20 protein-coding genes and 1 tRNA gene are annotated in these 22,280 nt (G+C 58.6%); 3 read left to right on the top strand and 18 right to left on the bottom strand.

Features of this window, described 5'->3' with window-relative positions:
- Nucleotides 1-2 precede the first annotated feature (2 nt).
- From ERE07_RS20535 to ERE07_RS20520, 4 genes are all read right to left on the bottom strand, one after another.
- Nucleotides 3-959 carry a tripartite tricarboxylate transporter substrate binding protein gene (locus ERE07_RS20535; RefSeq protein WP_130010895.1) on the bottom strand — a complete coding sequence of 319 codons (957 nt, stop codon included), beginning with the start codon at nucleotides 957-959 and terminating at the stop codon, nucleotides 3-5.
- Nucleotides 960-1,130: 171 nt separating this feature from the next.
- Nucleotides 1,131-2,756: a YifB family Mg chelatase-like AAA ATPase gene (locus ERE07_RS20530; protein ID WP_130010894.1), complete on the bottom strand. Its 1,626-nt coding sequence runs from the start codon at nucleotides 2,754-2,756 to the stop codon at nucleotides 1,131-1,133.
- A 228-nt stretch (nucleotides 2,757-2,984) separates the two neighbouring features.
- Complete coding sequence (locus tag ERE07_RS20525; protein ID WP_130010893.1) at nucleotides 2,985-3,254, bottom strand: accessory factor UbiK family protein; 270 nt, start codon at nucleotides 3,252-3,254, stop codon at nucleotides 2,985-2,987.
- Nucleotides 3,255-3,380: 126 nt separating this feature from the next.
- Nucleotides 3,381-3,878 (bottom strand): RodZ family helix-turn-helix domain-containing protein, encoded by a 498-nt coding sequence (locus ERE07_RS20520; protein WP_130010892.1) that lies wholly within the window; start codon nucleotides 3,876-3,878, stop codon nucleotides 3,381-3,383.
- 504 nt (nucleotides 3,879-4,382) lie between these two features.
- Between ERE07_RS20520 and ERE07_RS20515 the strand changes: the two genes are divergently transcribed.
- Nucleotides 4,383-4,721 carry a P-II family nitrogen regulator gene (locus tag ERE07_RS20515; protein ID WP_130010891.1) on the top strand — a complete coding sequence of 113 codons (339 nt, stop codon included), beginning with the start codon at nucleotides 4,383-4,385 and terminating at the stop codon, nucleotides 4,719-4,721.
- A gap of 77 nt (nucleotides 4,722-4,798) precedes the next feature.
- Complete coding sequence (locus ERE07_RS20510; protein ID WP_130010890.1) at nucleotides 4,799-6,028, top strand: ammonium transporter; 1,230 nt, start codon at nucleotides 4,799-4,801, stop codon at nucleotides 6,026-6,028.
- 88 nt (nucleotides 6,029-6,116) lie between these two features.
- Here the strand turns inward: ERE07_RS20510 and ptsP are convergent, their stop codons facing one another.
- The 6 genes from ptsP to thrS all read right to left on the bottom strand — a co-directional run bounded on the left by ptsP (nucleotide 6,117) and on the right by thrS (nucleotide 12,167).
- A complete protein-coding gene (gene ptsP / locus ERE07_RS20505) occupies nucleotides 6,117-7,832 on the bottom strand; it encodes a phosphoenolpyruvate--protein phosphotransferase (protein WP_245153817.1) in 1,716 nt (571 codons plus the stop codon).
- A gap of 75 nt (nucleotides 7,833-7,907) precedes the next feature.
- Nucleotides 7,908-8,177, bottom strand: coding sequence for an HPr family phosphocarrier protein (locus ERE07_RS20500; protein WP_130010888.1), 270 nt, complete (start codon nucleotides 8,175-8,177; stop codon nucleotides 7,908-7,910).
- Between the two features lie 49 nt (nucleotides 8,178-8,226).
- Nucleotides 8,227-8,622, bottom strand: a complete 396-nt coding sequence (locus ERE07_RS20495; RefSeq protein ID WP_130010887.1) for a PTS sugar transporter subunit IIA — start codon at nucleotides 8,620-8,622, stop codon at nucleotides 8,227-8,229.
- Complete coding sequence (gshB, locus tag ERE07_RS20490; RefSeq protein ID WP_130010886.1) at nucleotides 8,615-9,580, bottom strand: glutathione synthase; 966 nt, start codon at nucleotides 9,578-9,580, stop codon at nucleotides 8,615-8,617. Before gshB ends, ERE07_RS20495 begins: the two co-directional genes overlap by 8 nt.
- A 63-nt stretch (nucleotides 9,581-9,643) precedes the next feature.
- Nucleotides 9,644-10,216, bottom strand: a complete 573-nt coding sequence (gene infC, locus ERE07_RS20485) for a translation initiation factor IF-3 (RefSeq protein ID WP_245153816.1) — start codon at nucleotides 10,214-10,216, stop codon at nucleotides 9,644-9,646.
- Between the two features lie 4 nt (nucleotides 10,217-10,220).
- Entirely contained in the window at nucleotides 10,221-12,167 is a 1,947-nt protein-coding gene (gene thrS / locus ERE07_RS20480) for a threonine--tRNA ligase (RefSeq protein WP_130010884.1), read from the bottom strand.
- Between the two features lie 639 nt (nucleotides 12,168-12,806).
- Between thrS and ERE07_RS20475 the strand changes: the two genes are divergently transcribed.
- Nucleotides 12,807-12,883 (top strand) — tRNA-Val (locus ERE07_RS20475).
- A 315-nt stretch (nucleotides 12,884-13,198) separates the two neighbouring features.
- On the opposite strand, the gene ERE07_RS20470 is transcribed toward ERE07_RS20475, so the two are convergent.
- The 8 genes from ERE07_RS20470 to leuD all read right to left on the bottom strand — a co-directional run bounded on the left by ERE07_RS20470 (nucleotide 13,199) and on the right by leuD (nucleotide 22,280).
- Nucleotides 13,199-13,870, bottom strand: a complete 672-nt coding sequence (locus tag ERE07_RS20470) for a phosphoribosylanthranilate isomerase (protein WP_130010883.1) — start codon at nucleotides 13,868-13,870, stop codon at nucleotides 13,199-13,201.
- Nucleotides 13,871-13,878: 8 nt separating this feature from the next.
- Complete coding sequence (locus ERE07_RS20465; protein WP_130010882.1) at nucleotides 13,879-15,552, bottom strand: TRAP transporter large permease; 1,674 nt, start codon at nucleotides 15,550-15,552, stop codon at nucleotides 13,879-13,881.
- A gap of 2 nt (nucleotides 15,553-15,554) precedes the next feature.
- A complete protein-coding gene (locus tag ERE07_RS20460) occupies nucleotides 15,555-16,202 on the bottom strand; it encodes a TRAP transporter small permease subunit (RefSeq protein WP_130010881.1) in 648 nt (215 codons plus the stop codon).
- A gap of 173 nt (nucleotides 16,203-16,375) precedes the next feature.
- Complete coding sequence (gene truA / locus ERE07_RS20455) at nucleotides 16,376-17,194, bottom strand: tRNA pseudouridine(38-40) synthase TruA (RefSeq protein ID WP_130010880.1); 819 nt, start codon at nucleotides 17,192-17,194, stop codon at nucleotides 16,376-16,378.
- A gap of 6 nt (nucleotides 17,195-17,200) precedes the next feature.
- On the bottom strand, nucleotides 17,201-19,171 hold the full coding sequence (locus ERE07_RS20450; RefSeq protein WP_167671036.1) for a type IV pilus assembly protein FimV: 1,971 nt from the start codon (nucleotides 19,169-19,171) through the stop codon (nucleotides 17,201-17,203).
- 116 nt (nucleotides 19,172-19,287) lie between these two features.
- Entirely contained in the window at nucleotides 19,288-20,418 is a 1,131-nt protein-coding gene (asd, locus tag ERE07_RS20445) for an aspartate-semialdehyde dehydrogenase (protein WP_130010878.1), read from the bottom strand.
- Nucleotides 20,419-20,456: 38 nt separating this feature from the next.
- On the bottom strand, nucleotides 20,457-21,533 hold the full coding sequence (gene leuB, locus ERE07_RS20440; RefSeq protein ID WP_130010877.1) for a 3-isopropylmalate dehydrogenase: 1,077 nt from the start codon (nucleotides 21,531-21,533) through the stop codon (nucleotides 20,457-20,459).
- A 96-nt stretch (nucleotides 21,534-21,629) separates the two neighbouring features.
- Nucleotides 21,630-22,280: a 3-isopropylmalate dehydratase small subunit gene (gene leuD, locus ERE07_RS20435; protein WP_130010876.1), complete on the bottom strand. Its 651-nt coding sequence runs from the start codon at nucleotides 22,278-22,280 to the stop codon at nucleotides 21,630-21,632.

Below are 22,280 nucleotides of genomic sequence, written 5' to 3'. Positions count from 1 at the left end.
AATTACTTAATCAGGCCGACCGACTCAAGCACCTCTTTCTGGCGCTCTTTTTCCTCGTCAAGAAATGTCGCGAAGTCATCACCGGCCAGATAGGCATCTGTCCACTCATGATCCGCGAGCGCCTTTTTCCATTCTGGCGTCGCATGCATTTTCTCAAAACGATCCAACCACATTTTGCGGCCGTCGTCGGACATCCCGGGTGCGCCCACGATGCCGCGCCAGTTGCCAATGACGACATCAAGGCCAGACTCTTTCAGGGTGGGTACATCCGTACCTGGCAACCGTTCGTCGGAGGTGACCGCAATCAGGCGCAGCCTGCCTTGATCCGCGTAGGGCTTGAGCTCGGACAGGCCCGAAATCGCCAATTTCAACTGCCCGCCCGCCAGCGCGGTAATCATTTCAGCGCCGCCGGTGTAAGGGACATAATTGATGGTTTTGGGGTCGATATCCGCAGCCTGCGCCAGCAAGGCTGCCGTCACGTGATCCACGCCGCCGATAGACCCTCCGCCGATGGGATTGGCCCCAGGATTATCTGCCAGGGCCTTGGTGATGTCTTCGATGGTTTTGAAGGGAGAGTTGGGGGGAACAGCCACGGCCCCCGCATCGTCAGCCAACCGCACAAGGGGCACAACGTCGTCGAGCGAGACCGGTGACTTGTTCAAAATGATGGCGCCGACCAGAATCGACCCGATCGACATGATGGCGTTATCGTTGCCCTTGGCGGTACGGACAAATTCCGCAAGGCCTATCGTGCCGCCCGCGCCGCCCTTATTGGTGACTTGTGCGCCGTCCGTGAAGATGCCCGCTTCCTGCATGACCTGCAGCGGCACCCGCGCAGCGGCATCGTAACCGCCACCGGCCCCGCCTGGCGCCATGACGACGGCAGGATCTGCAAACGCGACGGAAAGCGGCAATGCCGCCACCACGACAGCCGAACAGATTTTCTTTAACAATGCCATTGAATGTCTCCTTGTGGTTTTCTTGTTGCTGCGCCTGAGTGTCAAGCATTGACCGCATGTGGATCTAAGGATACTGGATGCGTGACAAAAAGGCACGTTTTGCCATGTTGAAAATATTTACGCCTCACCCCAGACCCAACCCCAAGCTTTGTGTCGAGGGCGTTCCCACACCTATGTCTCCCAGGGCTGACGCAGCCGAATGGCATCGGCAAGATGGGCGGCGGCAATCCCGCGGGCGTCATCGAAATCTGCAATTGTGCGCGCGATGCGCAACAGGCGATGCAAGACACGGGCAGACCAGCGCCATCTTGCCAGGCCCCGGCTGAGCATTTGCCGCGCATCGGCCTCCAGACGGCAATGAATGTCAATCTGACTGGCATCCAGCATCGCGTTCACGCACTGCTGCCGTGCCAGCTGACGTTCCCTGCATTTGAGCACTCTTGCCCGCACCTGTGCCGAGGGTTCGCCTGGCGGCGCGTTGAGCCAGTCTATATCCGCTGGCGGTAAAGACACCTGAATATCTATTCTGTCGAGCAGCGGACCGGATATTTTCTCGCGATATCGACGCACGGCGTCAGGGCTACAGTTGCACGGCTTGAAGGGATGCCCCATCCACCCGCAAGGGCAGGGATTCATCGCCGCGACAAGCTGGAAGCTGGCAGGATAGGTCAGCGTACGGCTGGCCCTTGCGATGGTGACCTTGCCAGTTTCCAGTGGTTCACGCAGCGATTCTAGCGCCTGGCGATTGAACTCGGGCAATTCGTCCAGAAACAATACTCCGCGGTGCGCCAGACTGATTTCACCGGGTTTCGGAAAACGCCCGCCGCCCACCAATGCGGCCACCGAAGCCGTATGATGCGGAGATCGAAAAGGCGGCAGGTCGCTGAATGGCTGCTGTCCTCCCGCGATATTGGCCAACGCCACCGCCTCCAGCGCCTGGTATCTGTCGAGGCGGGGCAAAATGCCAGGCAGGCGCTGGGCGAGCATGCTTTTGCCAGTACCGGGCGACCCGGACATCAATAAACTATGTCCACCTCCCGCGGCCACTTCGAGCGCTTTGCGCGCCAACGGCTGGCCCCGCACTGCGGACAGGCAGGCTTCGGCGCCGTGCTCAGCAAGCCCGCCCTGGCTGTGGTCCGGCCCCAACTGTGTGTCAAGGGCTTCATGCGCATCGGCGGCCTCCCGCCCCGCAAGCGCCTGGCGCCTTCCCTGCCTCACTTCACATCCCTCTTGACTGTGCAGCACAACAAAGGGCAAGGGCTGGCTGCCTGTGAAATGCCCCACCAGATCCCCCAGGGTCGGTGGCGCCAGCACCTTGAGGCCAGGCACTTGCGCCGCTGCCTGAGCGCAAGCGGGAGGCATTACCAGTATGGCTTGCGGATCGGTGCGCGCCACGGCCAGCGCAATGGCCAGCGGCGCGGCCACGGGCATGACAGCCCCCGTAAGCGAGAGCTCTCCGGCAAACACGTAGTTGATCAAGGATGCTTCACCGCCTGGCGCCGCGAACGTGATCTGTCCCGACGCCAGCAATATCCCGAATGCAATCGGCAGGTCGAAACGCCCAGATTCCTTTGGGATATCAGCTGGCGCGAGATTGACCGTGATACGTCCCGGGGGAAATTCGTAGCCGCTGCTGACAATGGCGGAGCGAACACGGTCGCGGCTTTCGCGCACCCCTGTATTGGGCAAACCTACCATGGTGAAGGTAGGCAGCCCACTGCCAACATGAACTTCCACTCGAACCGAGTGACCCTCCAGGCCGCAAAGCGCCCGGCTGGCCAGTACAGCAAGCGACATGCCCCCCTCCGTCAACCCATGCGCATGTCACAGCGCCAGAACAGTCGGCCTGTGACATGCGCAGGAAAACAAAGGGAATCAGTATGTCATTTCGCCACCGACCCCGGGATGGGGTCTGGCCAAAGATGTCCGAATCAATACGCCGGGATAAGGAATACCAGGCACCCGCCCTACCATGGCGGGCATCACGCGGCCGTCAGCATTGCCCAAGACCGTGCCGCAGTGCGGTCAGGAGCGGACAGTGCCTTGCTGAAGCGGCGTGTCTGGCCGGCCTTCCAGGGCCTGTATGCGAGATTCGAGCGCCGTGACACGCGTCATGGCCCGTTCCAGCATCTCTGCCTGAACATCAAACTCTTCGCGTGTCACGAGATCCATCCGGGAAAAGGTCTGGGCCATCATTGCCTTGATGTTGCGTTCGATGTCGGCGGCGGGGCTTTTGGCAATCAGTTCGGATATGTTTTTCTGAAAATCTTCAATCCATTCATTGCGGGCGATCATGGCTGCCTCCTGATGCAGTAATTCCTCTAGTTTATAGCAGACAGCCTCCCAATTCCGGAACGACTTTCCGGTATTGGGAGGCTGCCAGTGACTAGCCGGACCGCAGTTCGACTACTCGCGTTGTGCTTACCCCTGGTTTTCAGGCGGCGTTTCATCCGTGCTGGGCGAGCCATCACCCAGGTTTTCCTGGATGGATTTATCTGCCTTGTCGGCGCCCTCACGAATCGCCTCGCCAGCCTGATGGGCTTTCTCCGCCGCGGCATCCTTCACGTCACCCGCTTTTTCGGAAATTGTGCTGCCTGCGCTCTTGGCGTCGGCCTTCAATTGGTCACCGGCGGATGGCTCCGTGCTGGTGCCGTTCGCCGCGGAAGGAGCCGGGGTGACTGAAGAAGTATCCGGCGCAGTCGAGGAGGTGTCCGGTGCGGTAGATGAAGTATCTGGCGCAGTGGATGAAGTATCTGGCGATGCAGGCGGTATGGCAGGCGCGCTTTCTGTCGCCGGTGCGGGTTCAGTGGTTGTGGCGCCCGTGTCCGCAGCATCCGATTCTTCCTTGGAGCATGCCGCGAGCAGGCTCATCGAAGCAGCCAATGCAATGATGGCGAGATGGGTACGAGTCTTGTTCATAAATACCTCACTTATCCAGCGTCGCAGATTAGATCTGGCTGAGGCCGGTGCGACTAACGGTTCAGCAGCGAGCTTGTTACAACTGGCTGAAACCATTCTAGCCAGCGATGCTGCCTCTGCGAGGAGCCTAGTGTAAATCCTGATTTCAATAATTATTTTTTTTAGGTTTGAATTTTCATTCAGTCCCTTGCCACGGGCGGCGTCCCGCAGTTTCGCTTGTTTTTCGCGCAAATACAGTTAGATACAAAGGCTGTCTGCCGAGCGTGTCTTGTTACACATTTGTGCAAAGCCGGCTCCCCCGGATTGACGGGCACATCCCCGGGATGGCCCGCTCCAGCTTGGTGCGCGGTTCTGGCCCCCGCACCACATTGGCACACCTCATGCGGATCGGCGCACCGCATTGCAGCATTTCCGGCCCGCAGCGCCAGAAACTCGCAATGTGGGCAACGAAAAACTGGCACGGCTATTGCATTACCTGTATCGACGACCACAACAGGAACCGCCATGAAGCTAATTACCGCAATCATCAAACCGTTCAAGCTGGACGAGGTTCGCGAAGCGCTTTCGGACATCGGCATACAGGGCATGACCGTGAGCGAAGTCAAAGGGTTTGGCCGCCAGAAAGGCCATACCGAACTGTATCGGGGCGCTGAATATACCGTGGACTTTCTGCCCAAGCTCCGGCTGGAGCTTGCCGTGTCCGACGCCCAAACGGAACAGGCGCTCGAATGTCTATGCAACGCCGCGCGGACGGGCAAGATCGGCGACGGCAAGATCTTCGTCACCACCATTGAGCAGACCATACGCATCCGAACCGGCGAACAAGGCGATAACGCGCTTTAGTTGCTCGCCGCCCTTCTATCGACAACCTCTGTGGCGTAACAACGAAAAGGTTTGCGCGCATTCTTCAGGAGTACAAAATGGATAAAGCCGATCTGGCATGGGTAAGCATCTCGACGGTGCTGGTACTGTTCATGGTCATGCCCGGCCTCGCACTGTTCTACGGCGGGTTGGTGCGTTCCAAGAACGTATTGTCAGTGCTGGTGCAGGTTACCTCGATATTCGCGCTGGTCCTGGTGGTCTGGTTCGTCTATGGCTACACACTTTCATTCACCGATGGCTCGGCCGTGCTGGGCGGATTTTCCCGCACGCTGTTTCGCGGCATGCTCGATCTGGGCGCCGGCACATACAACATGTCGGGCAGCATTCCCGAGCTGAGCTTTGCCACGTTCCAGGCCACCTTCGCCGGCATTACCTGCGCACTGATCGTGGGTGGATTCGCCGAACGGGCCCGTTACGGCGCCGTCCTTGTGTTTACATTAATCTGGATGACCCTGTCCTACATCCCCATCGCCCATATGGTGTGGGGGCCGGGGGGATTTCTGCTTGAGCGGGGCGCCCTGGATTTCGCCGGCGGCACCGTCGTGCACATCAACTCGGGCGTTGCGGCGCTGGTAGGGGCCTACTACCTGGGCAAACGCGTCGGTTACGGGCGCGAATCCATGCAGCCTCACAACCTGCCTATGGCGATGATCGGCGCCTCGCTGCTGTGGGTAGGCTGGTTCGGTTTCAACGCCGGCTCTGCGCTTGCCGCAGACGAAACAGCGGTTCTCGCATTGTTCAATACCGTTATTGCCACGGCGGGCGGCATACTCTCCTGGATCGCAGTCGAGTGGGCGATCAAGGGCAAGCCTTCATTATTGGGTGCCGTTTCAGGGGCTGTCGCAGGCTTGGTTGGCATAACACCAGCCGCAGGGCTCGTCGGGCCTGGCGGGGCTCTCATCATCGGCCTTGCGACCGGCGCAGCCTGCGTATGGGGAGTAAATGGCCTGAAGCGCATGTTGGGCGCTGACGACGCGCTCGACGTATTTGGCATCCATGGTGTAGGAGGAATCGTGGGCGCCCTGCTCACAGGCGTGTTCAATGCCAAGCCTTTGGGTGGGCCAGGCCTGGATAGCCTGGGCGACATCCCCTGGCAGGTCTGGCTGCAGCTTGAAGGCGTGCTCATCACCATCGCGTGGTCCGCGATCGCCGCCCTGATCGCCTACTTTGTCGCGGACAAGCTATGCGGGGGCATGCGCGTCAACGCAGATCAGGAACGCGAGGGGCTGGACATCAGCGCACATGGCGAAACCGCTTATCACCCCTAGATCCGGTAGCTGAGCAAGAGAAACAAACAGGCTGATGGCCGCGGTGCCATCAGCCTGTTTGTCAGGAAGATTCCGTCAGGGCCTGTTGCTAGCTTGACAGCGTGGCCAGATCAATGCGCTCTGCCCGGTTCAAAGCCATGGCGACCTTGAGACGCAACGCGTTGGAATGCGCCTGGCGCACCTCTTTCTTGACATCAAGCAACTGCTGTGGATGCATGGAAAACTCAGTCAACCCCAAGCCCAGCAGCATGCGGGTGACACGGGAATCACCTGCAATCTCGCCGCATACGGCAACCGGCTTGCCGGCGCGTTCTCCTGCGTTGATCGTGTGGGCAATCAGTCGCAACACGGCAGGATGCATCGGATCGTATAAGTCCGCCACGTCCGAGTCGCCACGGTCTACCGCAAGCGTATATTGAATCAAGTCGTTGGTGCCGATAGAAAGAAAATCCAGGGCCTCGACAAAGGGCTCAATCGCAATTGCAATGGCCGGAATCTCCACCATCGCTCCCAAGGAATAATTGCGCGCATAGGTGACGCCACGCGCGTCAAGCTCGCGGCACGCTGACTCGATAGCCAGCCGCGTCGCATGCACCTCATGAATATGAGAAATCATGGGAATCAAAATGCGAACATGCCCAAACACCGATGCGCGCAGCAAGGCGCGCAACTGGGTGGCAAACATTTCCGGCTTGGCCAGGCAATAGCGTATGGCCCGCAGTCCCAGTGCAGGATTGGTCGCAACCGTCACGTCGCCGTCCAGGGTTTTGTCCGAGCCGATATCCAGGGTGCGTATTGTCACCGGCCGCCCGTCCATCGCCTTGACGACCGCTGCATAGGCTTCGTATTGCTCTACTTCGGTAGGCAGATCCGAGCGACCCATGAACAGAAACTCACTGCGGAACAAGCCAATGCCATCTGCGCCGGCCTTCTTGGCGGCTTCGGCCTCTTCGGGCAATTCGATATTGGCCTCGAGTTTGATCACGATGCCATCGAGCGTTACAGCCGGTGCATCACGCAACAAGGCCAGCTCGGCACGCTCTCGCTCGTATTCGGCCTGGCGTTCGCGATATTCCTGCAATACCTGCCCCGACGGATTAATCAAGACTGTACCAGTGAACCCATCGACAACCAGAATGTCGCCATCTCGAACCAGACCGCGAAAGTGCCCAAGACCGACGATCGCCGGCACATTCATGCTGCGCGCCACAATGGCGGTATGCGAGGTTGGACCGCCCAGGTCCGTGAGAAAGGCAGCAAAGCGCCCACCGCGCAGCCGAAGCATGTCGGCTGGTGAGATATCCCGGGCAACCACAATCAGTGAATCTTCCGCATCGCTGGCGTAGAGACTGGGCAACAACGATGTTGACCCGGACATCACCCGCAGAATGCGCTCAATGACCTGGCGTATGTCAGCACCACGCTCACGCAAATATTCGTCATCCATGAGCGCAAACTGCTCGGACAGCAGTTGACCCTGGCTGGTGAGCGCCCACTCGGCGTTGTAGTGGCGTTCCGTGATCAATTCACAGGTCTGCTGCAGCAACATGGGGTCGGCCAGCAGGAGGCTATGCACGGTAAGCAGCGGACCCAGCTCCCTGGGAGCGTCATCGGGCAGCGTGGCGGCAATGGCATCGAGCTCTTCACGGGCCTTGCACATGGCCTGCTCAAGCCGTGCACATTCGCCCGGGACGTCCTCGGGCGCTATCCTGTAATGCGCAACCTCGAGCGCCGCCGCGCTCATGATCGCAGCCTTGCCTATTGCATAGCCTTTTACGACGCCTTGCCCATGGGCGCACACCATCGCACACATGCCAGATGGTAGATGGGAGGGTGCTTGTTTCATGGGAATATGCGCCATTCCTTAATGGGGGAAAGCTTACTCTGGCTCGCCAAATTTTCCGTCGAACAACGCGCGAATATCGCGCAATGCAGCATCAGCGTCTTCGCCTGCGGCATCCACCTTTACCGTTACGCCCATGCCTGCTGCCAGCATCATGACACCCATAATGCTTTTTGCATTGACGCGCTGCGCGCCTCGAGAAATGAAAATCTCGCTGGCGAACTTGCCAGCCAGTTGCGTGAGTTTGGCCGCCGCTCGCGCATGCAGACCCAGTTTGTTACTGATCACGATATCAATAGAAGGCATAGGCTCTTTGTAGCTAGATACTTATGATGACGACCGCCGTGTCCAGCCACTAAGGCTGGTCGGCGCTGACGATACCTCGAAGCGCTCCCTGACGAACACTTTCACTAAGTTTATCCGGATTTTCCTGCTGTTCGGTCAAGGCCTTCAAGACCATGCACAGATTTGTCCCCGTAATAAGATGCGCATCAATGCCTTGAGCCGTCGCAAGGCGTATGCCTCGCTTCGCGATATTGAACGGCGTCGCGCCGTAGATATCGCACAGCACCAGGACCGCATCACCCTGCTCCTGCAGAAGACGGGCAAGGCGAGTGACCTCGGCCTCGGGATCCGCATCCGGCGCAACATCAAAAACAGTGAGCGGTGAGCTTTGACCCAACACATGCCCGGCACAGGCGGCAAACGCAGCACCCAAGGGCTCGTGCATGACCAGGACGATGCTAGCCATGATGCGCCACCGACTGTTCGAGCGCGTCGGCAAAACAGCCGCCTACGTCAAAGCCGGTTTGCTCTGTGATTTCGACAAAACATGTTGGGCTGGTCACATTGACCTCGGTGACATAATCTCCAATGACATCAAGCCCTACCAGCAACAGTCCGCGTCCTTCCAGTTGCTTGCCGACTGCCTCGGCAATCTCCTTGTCTCGCTCACTGAGCGCCTGTGCCACACCCCGGCCGCCGGCGGCTAGGTTGCCGCGCGTTTCGCCCGCCAGGGGAATGCGCGCCAGTGCATAAGGCACGGCGTTGCCTGCAATCAGCAGAATGCGCTTATCGCCATGAACGATTTCAGGGATATAGCGCTGCGCCATGATTGTGCGCGATCCATTGTCAGTCAGCGTCTCGAGAATGGAGCCCAGGTTGTACTCCGAATCGCGCAGCCGGAAGATGCCAGTTCCGCCCATACCATCCAGCGGCTTGACGATAACGTCGCCGTGACTGGCATGGAATGCACGCAAGCGCGCCATATCGCGCGTAACCAATGTCGGCGACGTAAATGACGCGAATTCGGTAATGGCCAGCTTCTCGGGGTGATTGCGTATCGCCTCGCCGGAATTGAAGACGCGCGCGCCTTGCTTTTGCGCATACTCCAATAAATGCGTGGAATACACATACTCCATATCGAAGGGAGGATCCTTGCGCATCACGATGGCGTCGAAATCCGGCAGAGGACGCTCGGCGGCTTCGGCCCGCTGACGCCACCATGCATGGCCGTGCAGATCTGCCCCCGCCACCAGTTCGATGCCGGCTGCAACGCACTTGACTATACCTTCGTCAATATAAAGGTCGCCCTGATGGGTGACACTAAGCTGATGGCCACGTGCAGCCAACGCCTGCATCATCGCCACAGATGAATCCTTGTATGCCTTCAAGGACAACAAGGGGTCGATCACAAACAAGACGTGCATAGGACACCCGCGTGCGTTGCGACGCCGGCGTCAGGCCGGCGTTGCCATGAATAGACAATCGGATCAGGAAGCGGACTCGCCCTTGCCTGGCGTGGCTTTTTTGCGCGGCGCAAGCACCATCACCATCTGACGCCCCTCAAGCTTGGGCATGGCTTCCACCTGGACGAGCTCATTGAGATCGTCGCGCACGCGTTCGAGTACGCGCATGCCGAGTTCCTGGTGGGCCATTTCGCGGCCACGGAAACGCAAGGTGACCTTGGCTTTGTCGCCCTCTTCGATGAAACGGCGCAGATTGCGCAGCTTGACCTGGTAATCGCCTTCATCGGTTCCGGGACGAAACTTGACTTCCTTGACCTGTATAGTCTTTTGCTTGGCGCGCGCTTCTTGCTGGCGCTTTTGCTCCTGGTACTTGAACTTGCCATAATCCATCAGGCGGCAAACTGGCGGCACCGCATTGGGTGCGATTTCGACCAGGTCCACTTCGTGTTGCTCTGACAAACGTATAGCCTCGGCGGTTTTCAGAACGCCAAGTTGTTCACCATCCGTGCCAATGAGGCGAACCTCCGGGACACGGATTTCACCATTAATGCGATGAGATTTATCGGTTGCGATGTCTAGGACTCCTAGTTGTTGAATAAGGTCAGGCGGAAGCAGCTTCGCCGCTGCTCAGCCTGTTATCGATTTCGTTCTTCAGGCGTGCCGAAAACTGGTCAAGAGGCATGACGCCCAAATCCAGCCCGCCACGGCCACGTACTGCCACATTGCCGGATTCGCGCTCTTTTTCGCCTACCACCAATATATATGGCAACTTCTGCATGCTATGTTCACGAATTTTACGGGTGATTTTTTCACCACGCAAATCAGAATCAACTCTAAACCCTTGTTTTTTCAGGCTTAGGGCAACTTGAGAGGCATATTCTGCAGACGCTTCTGAAATGCAGCACACCACGGCATGCTGCGGCGCAAGCCATGCAGGCATGGCGCCAGCGTGATTCTCGATGAGCATGCCGATAAACCGCTCAAGCGAACCCAGTATGGCACGATGCAGCATGACAGGGGTGCGACGCTGGTCACTTGCGTCAACATACTCGGCGCCCAAACGCTGCGGCATGGAAAAATCCACCTGAATAGTGCCGCACTGCCAGTGACGGCCAATGGCATCCGTGAGTGTGTATTCAATTTTGGGGCCGTAGAAGGCGCCCTCGCCTGGCGAAATTTCGTATTCACAGCCGGTGTGATCCAGGCTGTCCATCAAGGCCTTTTCAGCCTTGTCCCAGACATCGTCAGCGCCGATCCGCTTTTCAGGCCGCGTGGCTACCTTATACAGTATCTGGTCGAAACCGAAATCCGCATAGACTTTCTGCAATAGCGCCGTAAAAGCCGCGCACTCTTCCTGGAGCTGATCCTCTGTGCAAAAAATATGGCCGTCGTCTTGCGTGAAACCGCGCACACGCATCATTCCGTGCAGCGAACCCGAGGGCTCGTTGCGGTGACACTGGCCGAACTCTCCGTAACGCACCGGCAGTTCGCGATACGAATGCAGGTTGCTGTTGAAAATCTGCACATGCCCGGGACAGTTCATGGGCTTCAGGCCATAAACCCTGTTCTCGGAATCGGTCGTGAACATGTTTTCGGCGTAATTATCCCAGTGGCCGGTTTTCTTCCAGAGGGAAAGATCCAGTATCTGCGGCGCCTTGACCTCTTCGTAGCCATTGTCCTGATAGACACGGCGCATGTATTGCTCGACCTGCTGCCACAGCGTCCATCCCTTGGGATGCCAGAAAATCAAGCCTGGCGCCTCATCCTGAAAGTGGAACAAATCGAGTTCACGACCCAGCTTGCGGTGGTCTCGCTTCTCGGCCTCTTCCAGCATGTGCAGGTAAGCCGCCTGCTCTTCCTTGGTGGCCCAGGCGGTGCCATAGATGCGCTGCAGCATCTCGTTGTTGCTGTCACCGCGCCAATAGGCGCCAGCCACCTTCATCAACTTGAAGACCTTCAGTTTGCCCGTGGACGGAACGTGTGGGCCACGGCACAGATCGATGAAATCGCCTTCGCGATACAGGCTGATGGGCTCGTTGGAGGGAATCGAAGCAATGATCTCCGCCTTGTAATGCTCGCCGATCCCTTCAAAATACTTGACTGCGTCGTCGCGCAGCCATTCTTCACGCGTAACGATTTCGTCCTTCTTGGCGAGCTCCGCCATTTTCCGTTCGATGGCAGCCAGATCGTCGGGCGTGAAAGGACGTTTATAGGAAAAATCGTAGTAAAAGCCATTGTCGATGACGGGGCCAATGGTGACCTGCGCATCCGGAAACAGCGATTTGACCGCGTAGGCCAACAGGTGAGCCGTGGAGTGACGAATAAGGTCCAGGCCATCGGCATCCTTGGCCGTAACAATAGCCAGCTGAGCGTCACGGTCGATGACGAAGCTGGTATCCACCAACCGGGGCTCAGCGCCATCCTGCGTCACCCTTCCCGCCAAGGCAGCGCGACCGAGCCCGGTGCCTATGGAGTGGGCAACGTCGCTAACGGAAACGGGGCCTGGATACTCGCGCAGCGAGCCATCGGGCAAGGTAATCTGAACCATAAAACATCCTGAAAAAACAAAAACGCGGCCCTGGCCGCGTCATCGGTAAATTGGTTTTGCTAGCAGGCAGACAAAACAGTACGCGGCGGCAATCATGGGTGCCGTGTCGTAGTTCGCGTAGTGTTTGTGCTCATGGAGAAAAAGGTATATATAACATTCGTTCCTTAGTGTAACACCCACGGGTGAAATCACCGTCACTGGCCGACAGATTCGTTCATATCCAGGCCGAAAACCAGGCGCAATGTTGCGAAAAAGCCCTTACGGCCACTTATCAGGACAGATATCGCCAGTTTTTGCGCATCGTCGGCCTGCCGGGCCGCAACCCGCTAAGCGTGATCCGTGATGACCAAATAGCGTGAACGAGGCTTCATAGCCGCGGCGCGATCAGGCCTTTTTCCTTTTTGCAGGACGGACGCGCGCAGCAAACTTATTCACACAGCATGTGAATAAGCCTGAGTACAACTCGTGAACACTTCGCGCAAAGCCGCAAGGATGACGCCGGTGACGTTGCCTGGATAGATTTTGCGCACTCATCGTGGTAAATGTTGGCTCGCTATGCCCACCTATGCCATCGATCCGGGCCTGTGCCTGCGGTTTGACAAGGTAAAAATATCCGGGTTAGAATTGCGTTCTTTCTTCAGGCGGTTAGCTCAGTTGGTTAGAGCGCTACGTTGACATCGTAGAGGTCGCTGGTTCGAATCCAGTACTGCCTACCAAGACCTCGTTTCCCAAGACATCGACAAGATGTCCATTACTGCCCATAACCCGCATCACATAAGCGTTTGCGGGTTTTTTTGTGCCCCAATCACTTGCCATAGCTGTCAGACACGTTCAATGTAGGCTCTTCCTCATTTCGGGGCATGGGTATGCGTTTGGCCATGGGGACATGGCAGCAGTTATTGCGCCGCAGATAGACATCAAGTGTCGGCAAGCAACATGCGCATCCGGTGGCAAAACCAAGCGCAACACGGCCCTACCCTGCAAATGGGAGATCCGGAGCAAGGCAGCCACGAAGCGTCGATGGCACAACGTCAAGGCGCCGGGAGCTCGCCGCGTACCGCGCGCATGAACGCCGCCATTTTTTCGGCTGACTTGATCCCTGGCTTGACTTCGACGCCACTGCTGACATCGACGGCGTACGGCCGAACACGTGCAATGGATGCGTGGACGGTCTCGGCGCGCAGGCCGCCAGCCAGCACCAGCGCACGGCTGTCTTGCGCTTTACGCACTTGCTCAAGCAAGTTGATATCCAGGGCTTGCCCGCTGCCACCGTAACCTTCGCTAAAGCTATCGAACAGCCAGGCGCACGCGGAATCGTAGCGGCGACAAGCTGCCAGCACTTCATCAGCCGTGGCGAGCCCTGGTGCGCCTATCCTGAACGCCCGCATATACCGGTGGCCGAACCCGGCGCAAAACCCGGGTGTCTCGTCGCCATGGAATTGGAGTATGTCTGGCGCGACGTGCTCCAATACTGCCTCCACGTCTTGCGACGCGGGATTCACAAATAACGCCACAACACTGACAAAAGCAGGCACAGCCTTGCGCAGATCACGTGCCTGCGCCAGGCTGACCGCCCGCTTGCTGCCCGGATAGAGCACCAGGCCTACCGCATCTACGCCTGCCCGCACGGCGGCATCGACATCCTGCAGGCGAGTCAGGCCGCATACCTTGACACGAGTACGCGCAGACAACTCACTTTGCATTGCTATTCCTACTGAAAGGCGGCACCCGCATCATTGTCCGAATCACCATAAATGCCTGTGCCATAGTTTGCACCGCTGCCGAAGTCGACAGTGGAAGGGTCAACCAGGCTCTCGCCATGCTTGTAGTGTGTCACCATTCCGGGAAACACCATCACTGCCGCCACCATGAGGATCTGGATCATGATGAAAGGCACTGATCCCCAGTAAATCTGGCCTGTGGTGACCTTGGGAATCAGTTTGTTCGTAATGCGATCCCGGTAGTCTTCGCGCGGCGCCACCGATCTCAAATAGAACAAGGCAAATCCGAAAGGCGGGTGCATGAACGACGTTTGCATATTGACTGCCAGCAGCACTCCGAACCAGATCAAGTCTATGCCCATCTTGTCCGCAACGGGCCCCAGCAGCGGAACGATGATGAAGGCGAGTTCAAAAAAGTCCAGAAAGAATGCCAGGAAAAAAGTAAGCAGACTGACGACGATCAGAAAGCCCCACTCGCCTCCGGGTAAGCCAATCAGTAGTTCCTCTACCCACAAATCGCCGTTGATGCCCCGGAAACTCAGGCTGAATACTGTGGAACCCACCAGAATGAATACGACGAAACACGACAGCTTGGTGGTGGTTTCCATGGCTTGCCGCAATAGCGACCATGAAAACCGCCCGCGAGAAACGGCCATGATCAATGCGCCCACAGCCCCCATTGCACCGCCTTCCGTGGGCGTTGCCACGCCGATGAAAATCGTGCCCAGCACCAGAAAAATGAGCGCCAGCGGCGGGATCATGACAAACACCACGCGCTCGGCAATTGGCGAGAGCAGTTTCAGGCGAAATATGCGGTTGATGAGCGCAATCGCCAGGGCGGTAATGCCCCAGGCCACCAGACTGATGACAACACGCTCATCCACGGGTACCTGAGTATGCGCGCGGAAATAGTGCTGTGTGGCAAAATAGGCCACGATCGCCGCCACAAGCGTCAACGCGAACAAGGACCTCAGGCCGCGCCGGCCATTGTCTTCGTCATACAGGCGAGCCTCGGGTGGCAGCGCAGGGGCATACGTAGGCTTGATGAACGACATCAGGACCACGTAAGCGATATACGAACCCGCCAGCAAGAGGCCTGGCAACATCGCGCCACGGTACATGTCCCCGATGGAACGGCCGAGCTGATCGGCCAGGATGATGAGCACGAGAGATGGCGGAATGATCTGCGACAAGGTACCCGACGCTGCAATGACGCCGGTTGCCAGCCTGCGGTCATAGCCGTAGCGCAGCATGATGGGCAGGGAAATAAGCCCCATCGAGATGACCGAAGCGGAAACCACCCCTGTGGTGGCTGCCAGCATCGCGCCAACCACCACGACGGCGATGGCGAGGCCGCCTCGAATCGGCCCGAACAGCTGGCCAACGGTTTCGAGCAGATCCTCGGCCATGCCTGACCGCTCAAGAATAAGCCCCATCAACGTGAAAAACGGCACCGCCAGCAAGGTGTCGTTCGACACGATACCGAAGACACGCTGCGGCAACGCCTGGAACAGCGCCGGCTGCATCAGGCCAAGCTCAATGGCCACCAGACCGTACAGAATGCCATTGGCTGCGAGTGAAAATGCCACGGGAAAACCCAGCAGCAGGAACACGATCAGGTTGATGAACATGATCGGCGCCAGGTTGTCGATAAAAAACTCCATGATCAGCGATCCCTGCCCTGTGTATCGATATTGTTCTGGTGCAGTGTTTCGTGCCCCGCGTTATCTTCCAGCGCTGCCTGGCGCGCGATTTCGTCGGCCAGTTCCTGCTCGGCGGTTTTACCTTCCGGCCTGGCCGTTGGGTCGGGACACATGCCTCGCAAATATCCAATGCATTTGATGAGATGGGATACGCCCGCCAGAATAAGCAGAAAGAATCCGATAGGGATCAGAATCTTGACGGGCCAGCGCGTCAGCCCGCCGGTATTGGACGATTGCTCATGCAGTACGAACGACTCGTAAAAGAAGGGCAACGACAGCCAGAATATCAGGCAGCAGGCCGGCAACAGAAAGAAGATAACCCCGAAGATTTCGATCTTGATCTGTGTGCGCTTTGAGAGCATTTGGGACAGAACGTCCACCCGAACATGTTCGTTGCGCAGAAAGGTATAGCCGGCAGCCAGCAGAAAAATCGCGCCAAACAGATACCACTGAAGTTCCAGCCATGCATTGGAACTGACGCTGAAGACTTTGCGCACGACGGCGTTGATAGCGCTTACCAGCACAACGACCAGCGTCAGCCAGATGACGGATTGCCCGACTTTAGTATTGATGTAGTCAATTATTCTGGACAAAGAAAAGAGAAATTTCATGAGCCCCACTCGGAAGGACAGCAGAAACCTGTGGCGGGTGACACACGCAGGCTGACGATTGGCCTGTCATGCTTGGCCGGGTTAGCCAATATGCATCAAGCCAAAACTTCCAGATTCTATCCGATTCACAGTGGCCGCGCTGTCGGTATCTGCCCCTACATGCATTAAGGACGTCACACAGAGCCAAAATGGCCAGTCATGCCCGTATGAGCGGCCAGGGCGGCGCCCGCCTGCGCAATGGGAAGCCCGAACTGCACCGGGTATTGAACGTGGGCCAAATACAGGCCATGGGGTGAGAACGTCGGGGCGGCGCGGCACCGATCACGCGCAGCCAGCAATTCGTCCATCCATTCCGCGTCTTTCTTGCCCTGGCCGACATACACCAGTGCACCCATTAGATTGCGCACCATGTGATGCAGAAAAGCGTTTGCGGTAAACCTGAAAAAGAAATATTCGCCGCATTGCTCAACATCGAGCGCGGCAAGCTCGCGCACGGGACTGGCTGCCTGGCATTCGGACGACCGAAAGCTGCTGAAATCATGCTTGCCGACGACACGCTGCGCGGCATTGCGCATGCGGTCCAGCTGCAGGGCGTGATACACCCATCCGACCTTGCCATGGGACATAGGAGAGCGCACGCGGGCATTTCGGATGACATAGATATAGGTACGCGCCGTTGCGGAGAACCTGGCATGGAATTCATCCGATACCGGCTGCGCCCATTGGATCGCAATACTGTCTGGCAAGAGAGCATTAAGCCCTCTGACCCAGGATTCTGGCCGCCGGACAACATCGGTGTCCAAGTGCACGACCTGAGTAAAGGCGTGAACACCTGTATCGGTGCGCCCTGCGCAAATCGTGGACGCCGGGCGAGCCAGGAACCGGGACAGTGCCGACTCCAGCGTGTCCTGCACAGTGCGGCCGCCTGGCTGGGTTTGCCATCCCAGCCAGGGACTGCCGTCGTATGCAAGGCCCAGGGCAACACGCGCCATGAGAACCTATTGGCGCGGGGTGCGCGTAGGGTCGCCGGGCCCTTCCAGATCCAGATTGATCTGATCCAGTTTTTCTTGAACCATAGCTTCGGTAATGACACCGTCTCGCCCATCGCTGCGCGCCGCATTAACTCGACGCAGCAGCCACGCGATGATGAGCACAATAAGCGCCAGAATGCCGGTAATCACACCCAGCGCATTTTCTTGGAACCACGACACGGTTTGCCCTGCCTTAGTAGAGTTTTCGTCTGGCGCCGTCGCCGAGCCTTCTGCGCCTGCGGAGTTTGAAGAGGATGCGGTGGAACCATCTGCGCCCTGTCCGCTTGCAGACGACGTGCGATCATCCGACCCGACACCCGGGCCCGCCCCCCCTGCTGCAGCAGCCGCTGCATTGCCATTTGAGGAGCCTGCACGACCTTCTGAGCTGCCAGCCTGGCCGTTGACGGCATCGGTGCTGGTCGCGGCGGACGGCGCATCATTGCCTGCTGCACTACCGTTATTCGCAGCGCCCGGCGCAGCGTCGCTGGCAGCAGCGTCACGCGGCGCGGCGCCTGGCGCTGCAGTCGCGGGTCCGGCACCCGCTGCAGTTCCACCCGCTGCAGTTCCACCCGCTGCAGTTCCACCCGCTGCAGTTCCACCCGCTGCAGTTCCACCCGCTGCAGTTCCACCCGCTGCAGTTCCATCAGATGCTTTTCCACCAGATGCAGTGCCACCAGAAGCAGCACCACCAGAAGCAGAACCACTAGCAGCAGCGCCACCAGCAGTGCCATCACCCGCTGTACCACCAGACCCAGCGCCATCGCCGACGCCCCCGCCTGCGCTTGACGCAGCGGCAGGCGCTTGACCTGACACCCCGTTCGCACCAGCATGATCGGCAGCGGCGTTGGGCTGGCCTGGACGGCCATTCGAACGGACCGCCGCCGGGTCATTGACCTGGTTGCCGCCTTCAGCCTCTGCCGCCGTGCTGGTAGAGTTCGCGGATGCGGTCAAAGTTTCGGACAGCGTCCGGGCGCCTTCCATCAGCAGGCTGCTCGCCGCACCACCCTGCGCTTGCAAGGCCTCGTTAAGATGCTGGACATTTTCTTCGAGCTGAGAGACGCGCTGGACGGATTCGTCGATATTGGCCCGGGTGGCGGCATTGTCGTCTGCATTTCCGTCTTCGGCCTTTTCCGACAGCCGCAGTTGATCGCGCGGGCCCTTGTCAGCGTCGTCGGCCAGAGGCCCTTCGCCGCCCGCAGAAACCACGCCGGACGCTGCCGCATCCTTGTCGCCTACAGCGCCGACGCCCGCGGCCAGCCGCTGCCGATAGAGCGCAAAGGCTTGCGCCTGCTCCTGGAAGAGCCGCCTGGCTTCTCGATCTGATATGGCCGTCAGCGCGGCCATATCTGGCATTTTGAGCGTAGCGCCAGCCTTGACGAGATTGATGTTCTCTTCAATAAAAGCTTGCGGATTGGCGCGTTGAAGCGCCATCATCATCTGGTAGACGGTGACGTCCTTGACTGCATGTTTGTAGGCAATCTTGAACATATTGTCGCCGCGGCGCACCCGAATGGATGGCGCATCGGCGACTTTGGCGGTGTAGCCCCCCTGCCCGCCGGCCCCGCCGCCCACGTCTGCGCCCGAAACTGGCTGAGGTGCGGCGGACTGGCTGCGCGTGAGCAGACTGACCTGATATCGCTGCTGCCCCGACGGCGTGCTGACATCCAGCAGCAGGTCGGCCACCGGCTTGTCGAACGCCTGGCTGGAGCGCACCTGTATGATTTTGCTGCCGCGGGTATAGCCGTCGGCCACGCTCAGCTTGAGACTGGCAAGGTCCACGGGAGGTACCAGGCCTGCCGCGAGCCAGTCTGACTGCGGCGCGGGACTGGCGGCAAGCTTGCCGACGTCGGCAGGCGCCAGGCCTGCAACCTGAACGTCTATGCGCAAGGGTTGACCCAGAGCCGACACCAGCCTGGAATGCCCTAGCGTCGCGGCCATCGAAACCTGACACGCAAGTGCCGCCGACAACGCGACAATCCACGGTTTGACGTTGCATACCGATGCGATAGACGGTGAGTTAGATGGCGACGTGGACCCGTACCTGACCATAATTTTTAGAGTTCGCCCAAGGAAATTCGCAGCATGCGGCGCAGTGGCTCGGCAGCGCCCCACAGGAGCTGGTCGCCCACCGTAAAGGCGCTGAGATAATCTTTACCCATCGACATCTTGCGCAAACGGCCGACGGGAATGTCCAGCGTGCCGGTTACGGCGACGGGCGTGAGCTCCTGCATGCTGGGATCGCGCTCGTTGGGGATCACTTTGGCCCACTTTGAACCTTCGCGCAGCATATCGCTGATTTCATCCAGCGGCACATCTCGGTTGAGTTTGATTGTGAGCGCCTGGCTATGGCAACGCATGGCGCCAATGCGCACGCACAAACCATCGATCGGTGTGGCGGGCGTGCCAAAGCCTGCGCCCCGACCCAGAATCTTGTTGGTTTCGGCTTCGGCCTTCCACTCTTCTCGGGAAACGCCGTTTCCGAGATCCTTGTCGATCCAGGGGATCAGGTTGCCGCCCAGCGGCACGCCAAAATGCCCTGCCGGCAGGGCCGGATCCTGTTGGGCCTGAAGCACGCCCCGGTCGATCTCCAGAATGGCGGAGGCCGGGTCGTCGAGCAATGGCTTGACCGCGCTGTTGAGCTCACCGAACTGGGTGAGCAGTTCGCGCATGTGCTGCGCCCCCCCGCCCGAGGCCGCCTGGTAGGTCATGCTCGTCATCCATTCGACAACATCCTGATTGAACAGCCCGGCCAGGCCCATCAGCATGCAACTGACCGTGCAATTGCCGCCAATGAAATTCTTGACGCCCCGGTTCAGGGCTGCATCAATGACCGGTCGATTGACTGGATCCAGCACAATAATGGCGTCATCTGCCATCCGCAGCGAGCTGGCCGCATCGATCCAGATGCCATCCCAGCCTTCGGCACGCAGCTTGGGATAGACTGCGGTTGTGTAGTCTCCCCCCTGAGCCGTAACGATGATAGGCAGCTTCTTGAGCGCGCCGATGTCGTAGGCATCCAGCAGCGTGTCCGCACCGTCTGCCCAGGCAGGCGCTTTACCACCGGCGTTGCTGGTGGAAAAGAATACTGGCTGAAAAAGAGAAAAATCGCCTTCGTCGCGCATACGCTGCATGAGGACGGAACCCACCATGCCGCGCCAGCCGACCAAACCCACTGCTTGGCTCATGTAACTGTCACTCGTAAAAACTATTCAGAAATATCATTCTAGTGTAAAGCCTTGAGCACCGCATCGCCCATTTCGCTGGTAGAAACCTTGACTGTGCCCTCTTCGTAGATGTCCGCAGTGCGCAATCCTTGCTCAAGAACAGCCTGTACAGCGGCTTCTACGCGATCGGCCTGGGCGGCCTCGTTGAGGGAATAACGCAACAGCATGGCGGCCGACAGTATGGTTGCCAGCGGATTTGCCATGTTTTTGCCGGCGATATCGGGCGCTGACCCGTGGCTGGGCTCGTAAAGCCCTTGATTCGACGCGTTCAAGGAAGCCGAGGGCAGCATGCCGATAGACCCGGTGAGCATAGCGGCTTCGTCTGACAGAATATCGCCGAACAGGTTGCCGGTGACCACCACATCGAACGCCTTGGGAGCGCGAACCAGTTGCATGGCTGCGTTATCGATATACATATGGCTGAGTTCGACCTCCGGATATTCCTTGGCCACTTCGATCATGATGTCGCGCCAGAATTGGGATGTTTCAAGCACGTTGGCCTTATCGACACTGCACAGACGTTTTTTGCGCTTGCTGGCGGCCTGAAACGCCACATGAGCAATGCGACCCACCTCGGACTCGGCATAGTGCATGGTGTCAAAGCCCTGGCGCTCGCCCTTGAACGCTCCTTCCTCGACTGTACGCACGCCGCGCGGCTGTCCAAAATAGATGTCGCCGGTCAATTCGCGCACGATCAGTATGTCCAGGCCCGCCACGATTTCAGGCTTGAGCGACGACGCGTTGGCGAGTTGGGGATAAAGAATGGCGGGACGCAGATTGGCAAATAGCCCCAAGGCTTTGCGCAGCCCGAGAATGGCCTGCTCGGGACGCAATGCGCGCTCAAGACTGTCGTATTTCCAGTCGCCCACAGCGCCAAACAGCACGGCATCGGACGCCTTGGCCAGTGCCAGCGTGGAAGGCGGCAAAGGATGGCCGAGCGCATCATAGGCGGCACCACCCACTGGCGCGGATTCCATTTCCAGTGCCAGGCCGAGCGCGCTCAGCACGCGCTGGGCCTGCTCAGTGATTTCTATGCCGATGCCGTCGCCAGGCAACACTGCGATTTTGTGAGTCATTAAACGTATCCAGATAGGTATAAAGAGAGTATCGGGCGGGCAACTTCACAGCCCGTCCGGCTTGCGCACCGGATGGCGCGGGCTGGTTGGGCCGTGTCAGGCGATGGGCCGGGACTCCAGCCAGGGATGACGGGCCAGACGCTCGGCCTCGAACGCCCGGATCATGTCTGCCTTCTGCAGCGTCAGCGCGATATCATCCAGGCCATTGAGCAGCAAATGCTTGCGGAACGGCTCGATGTCAAAAGCAAGCTCCCGGCCGTCCGGGGCAAGCACCACTTGACGCTCGAGATCAACGGTCAGCTTGTAGCCCGGAAAGGCCTTGACCTCGTCAAACAGGCGCGCTACCTGCAATTCGGGCAGGATAATCGGCAGCAGGCCGTTCTTGAAGCTGTTGTTAAAGAAAATATCGGCATAGGACGGCGCAATAATGGCTCTGAAGCCATATTGCGTCAGCGCCCAGGGCGCATGTTCACGGCTTGAACCACAGCCGAAATTCTTGCGCGCCAGTAAAATGGACGCCCCGTCGTAGCGCGGCTGATTGAGCACAAAATCCGGATTGAGCGGACGCTTGCTGTTGTCCATGCCGGGTTCGCCATGGTCCAGATAACGCAATTCGTCGAACAGATTGGGGCCGAAGCCTGTACGCTTGATGGACTTCAGAAACTGTTTGGGGATGATGAGGTCGGTATCGACGTTTTCGCGATCAAGCGGTGCGACCAGGCCGGTGTGTTGGGTAAATGCTTGCAT

Source organism: Allopusillimonas ginsengisoli (assembly GCF_004153455.1).
Taxonomy (GTDB): Bacteria; Pseudomonadota; Gammaproteobacteria; order Burkholderiales; family Burkholderiaceae_B; genus Allopusillimonas; species Allopusillimonas ginsengisoli.
The sequence above is the reverse complement of the archived record's forward strand: the minus strand, read 5'-3'. Positions and strand labels throughout refer to the sequence as shown.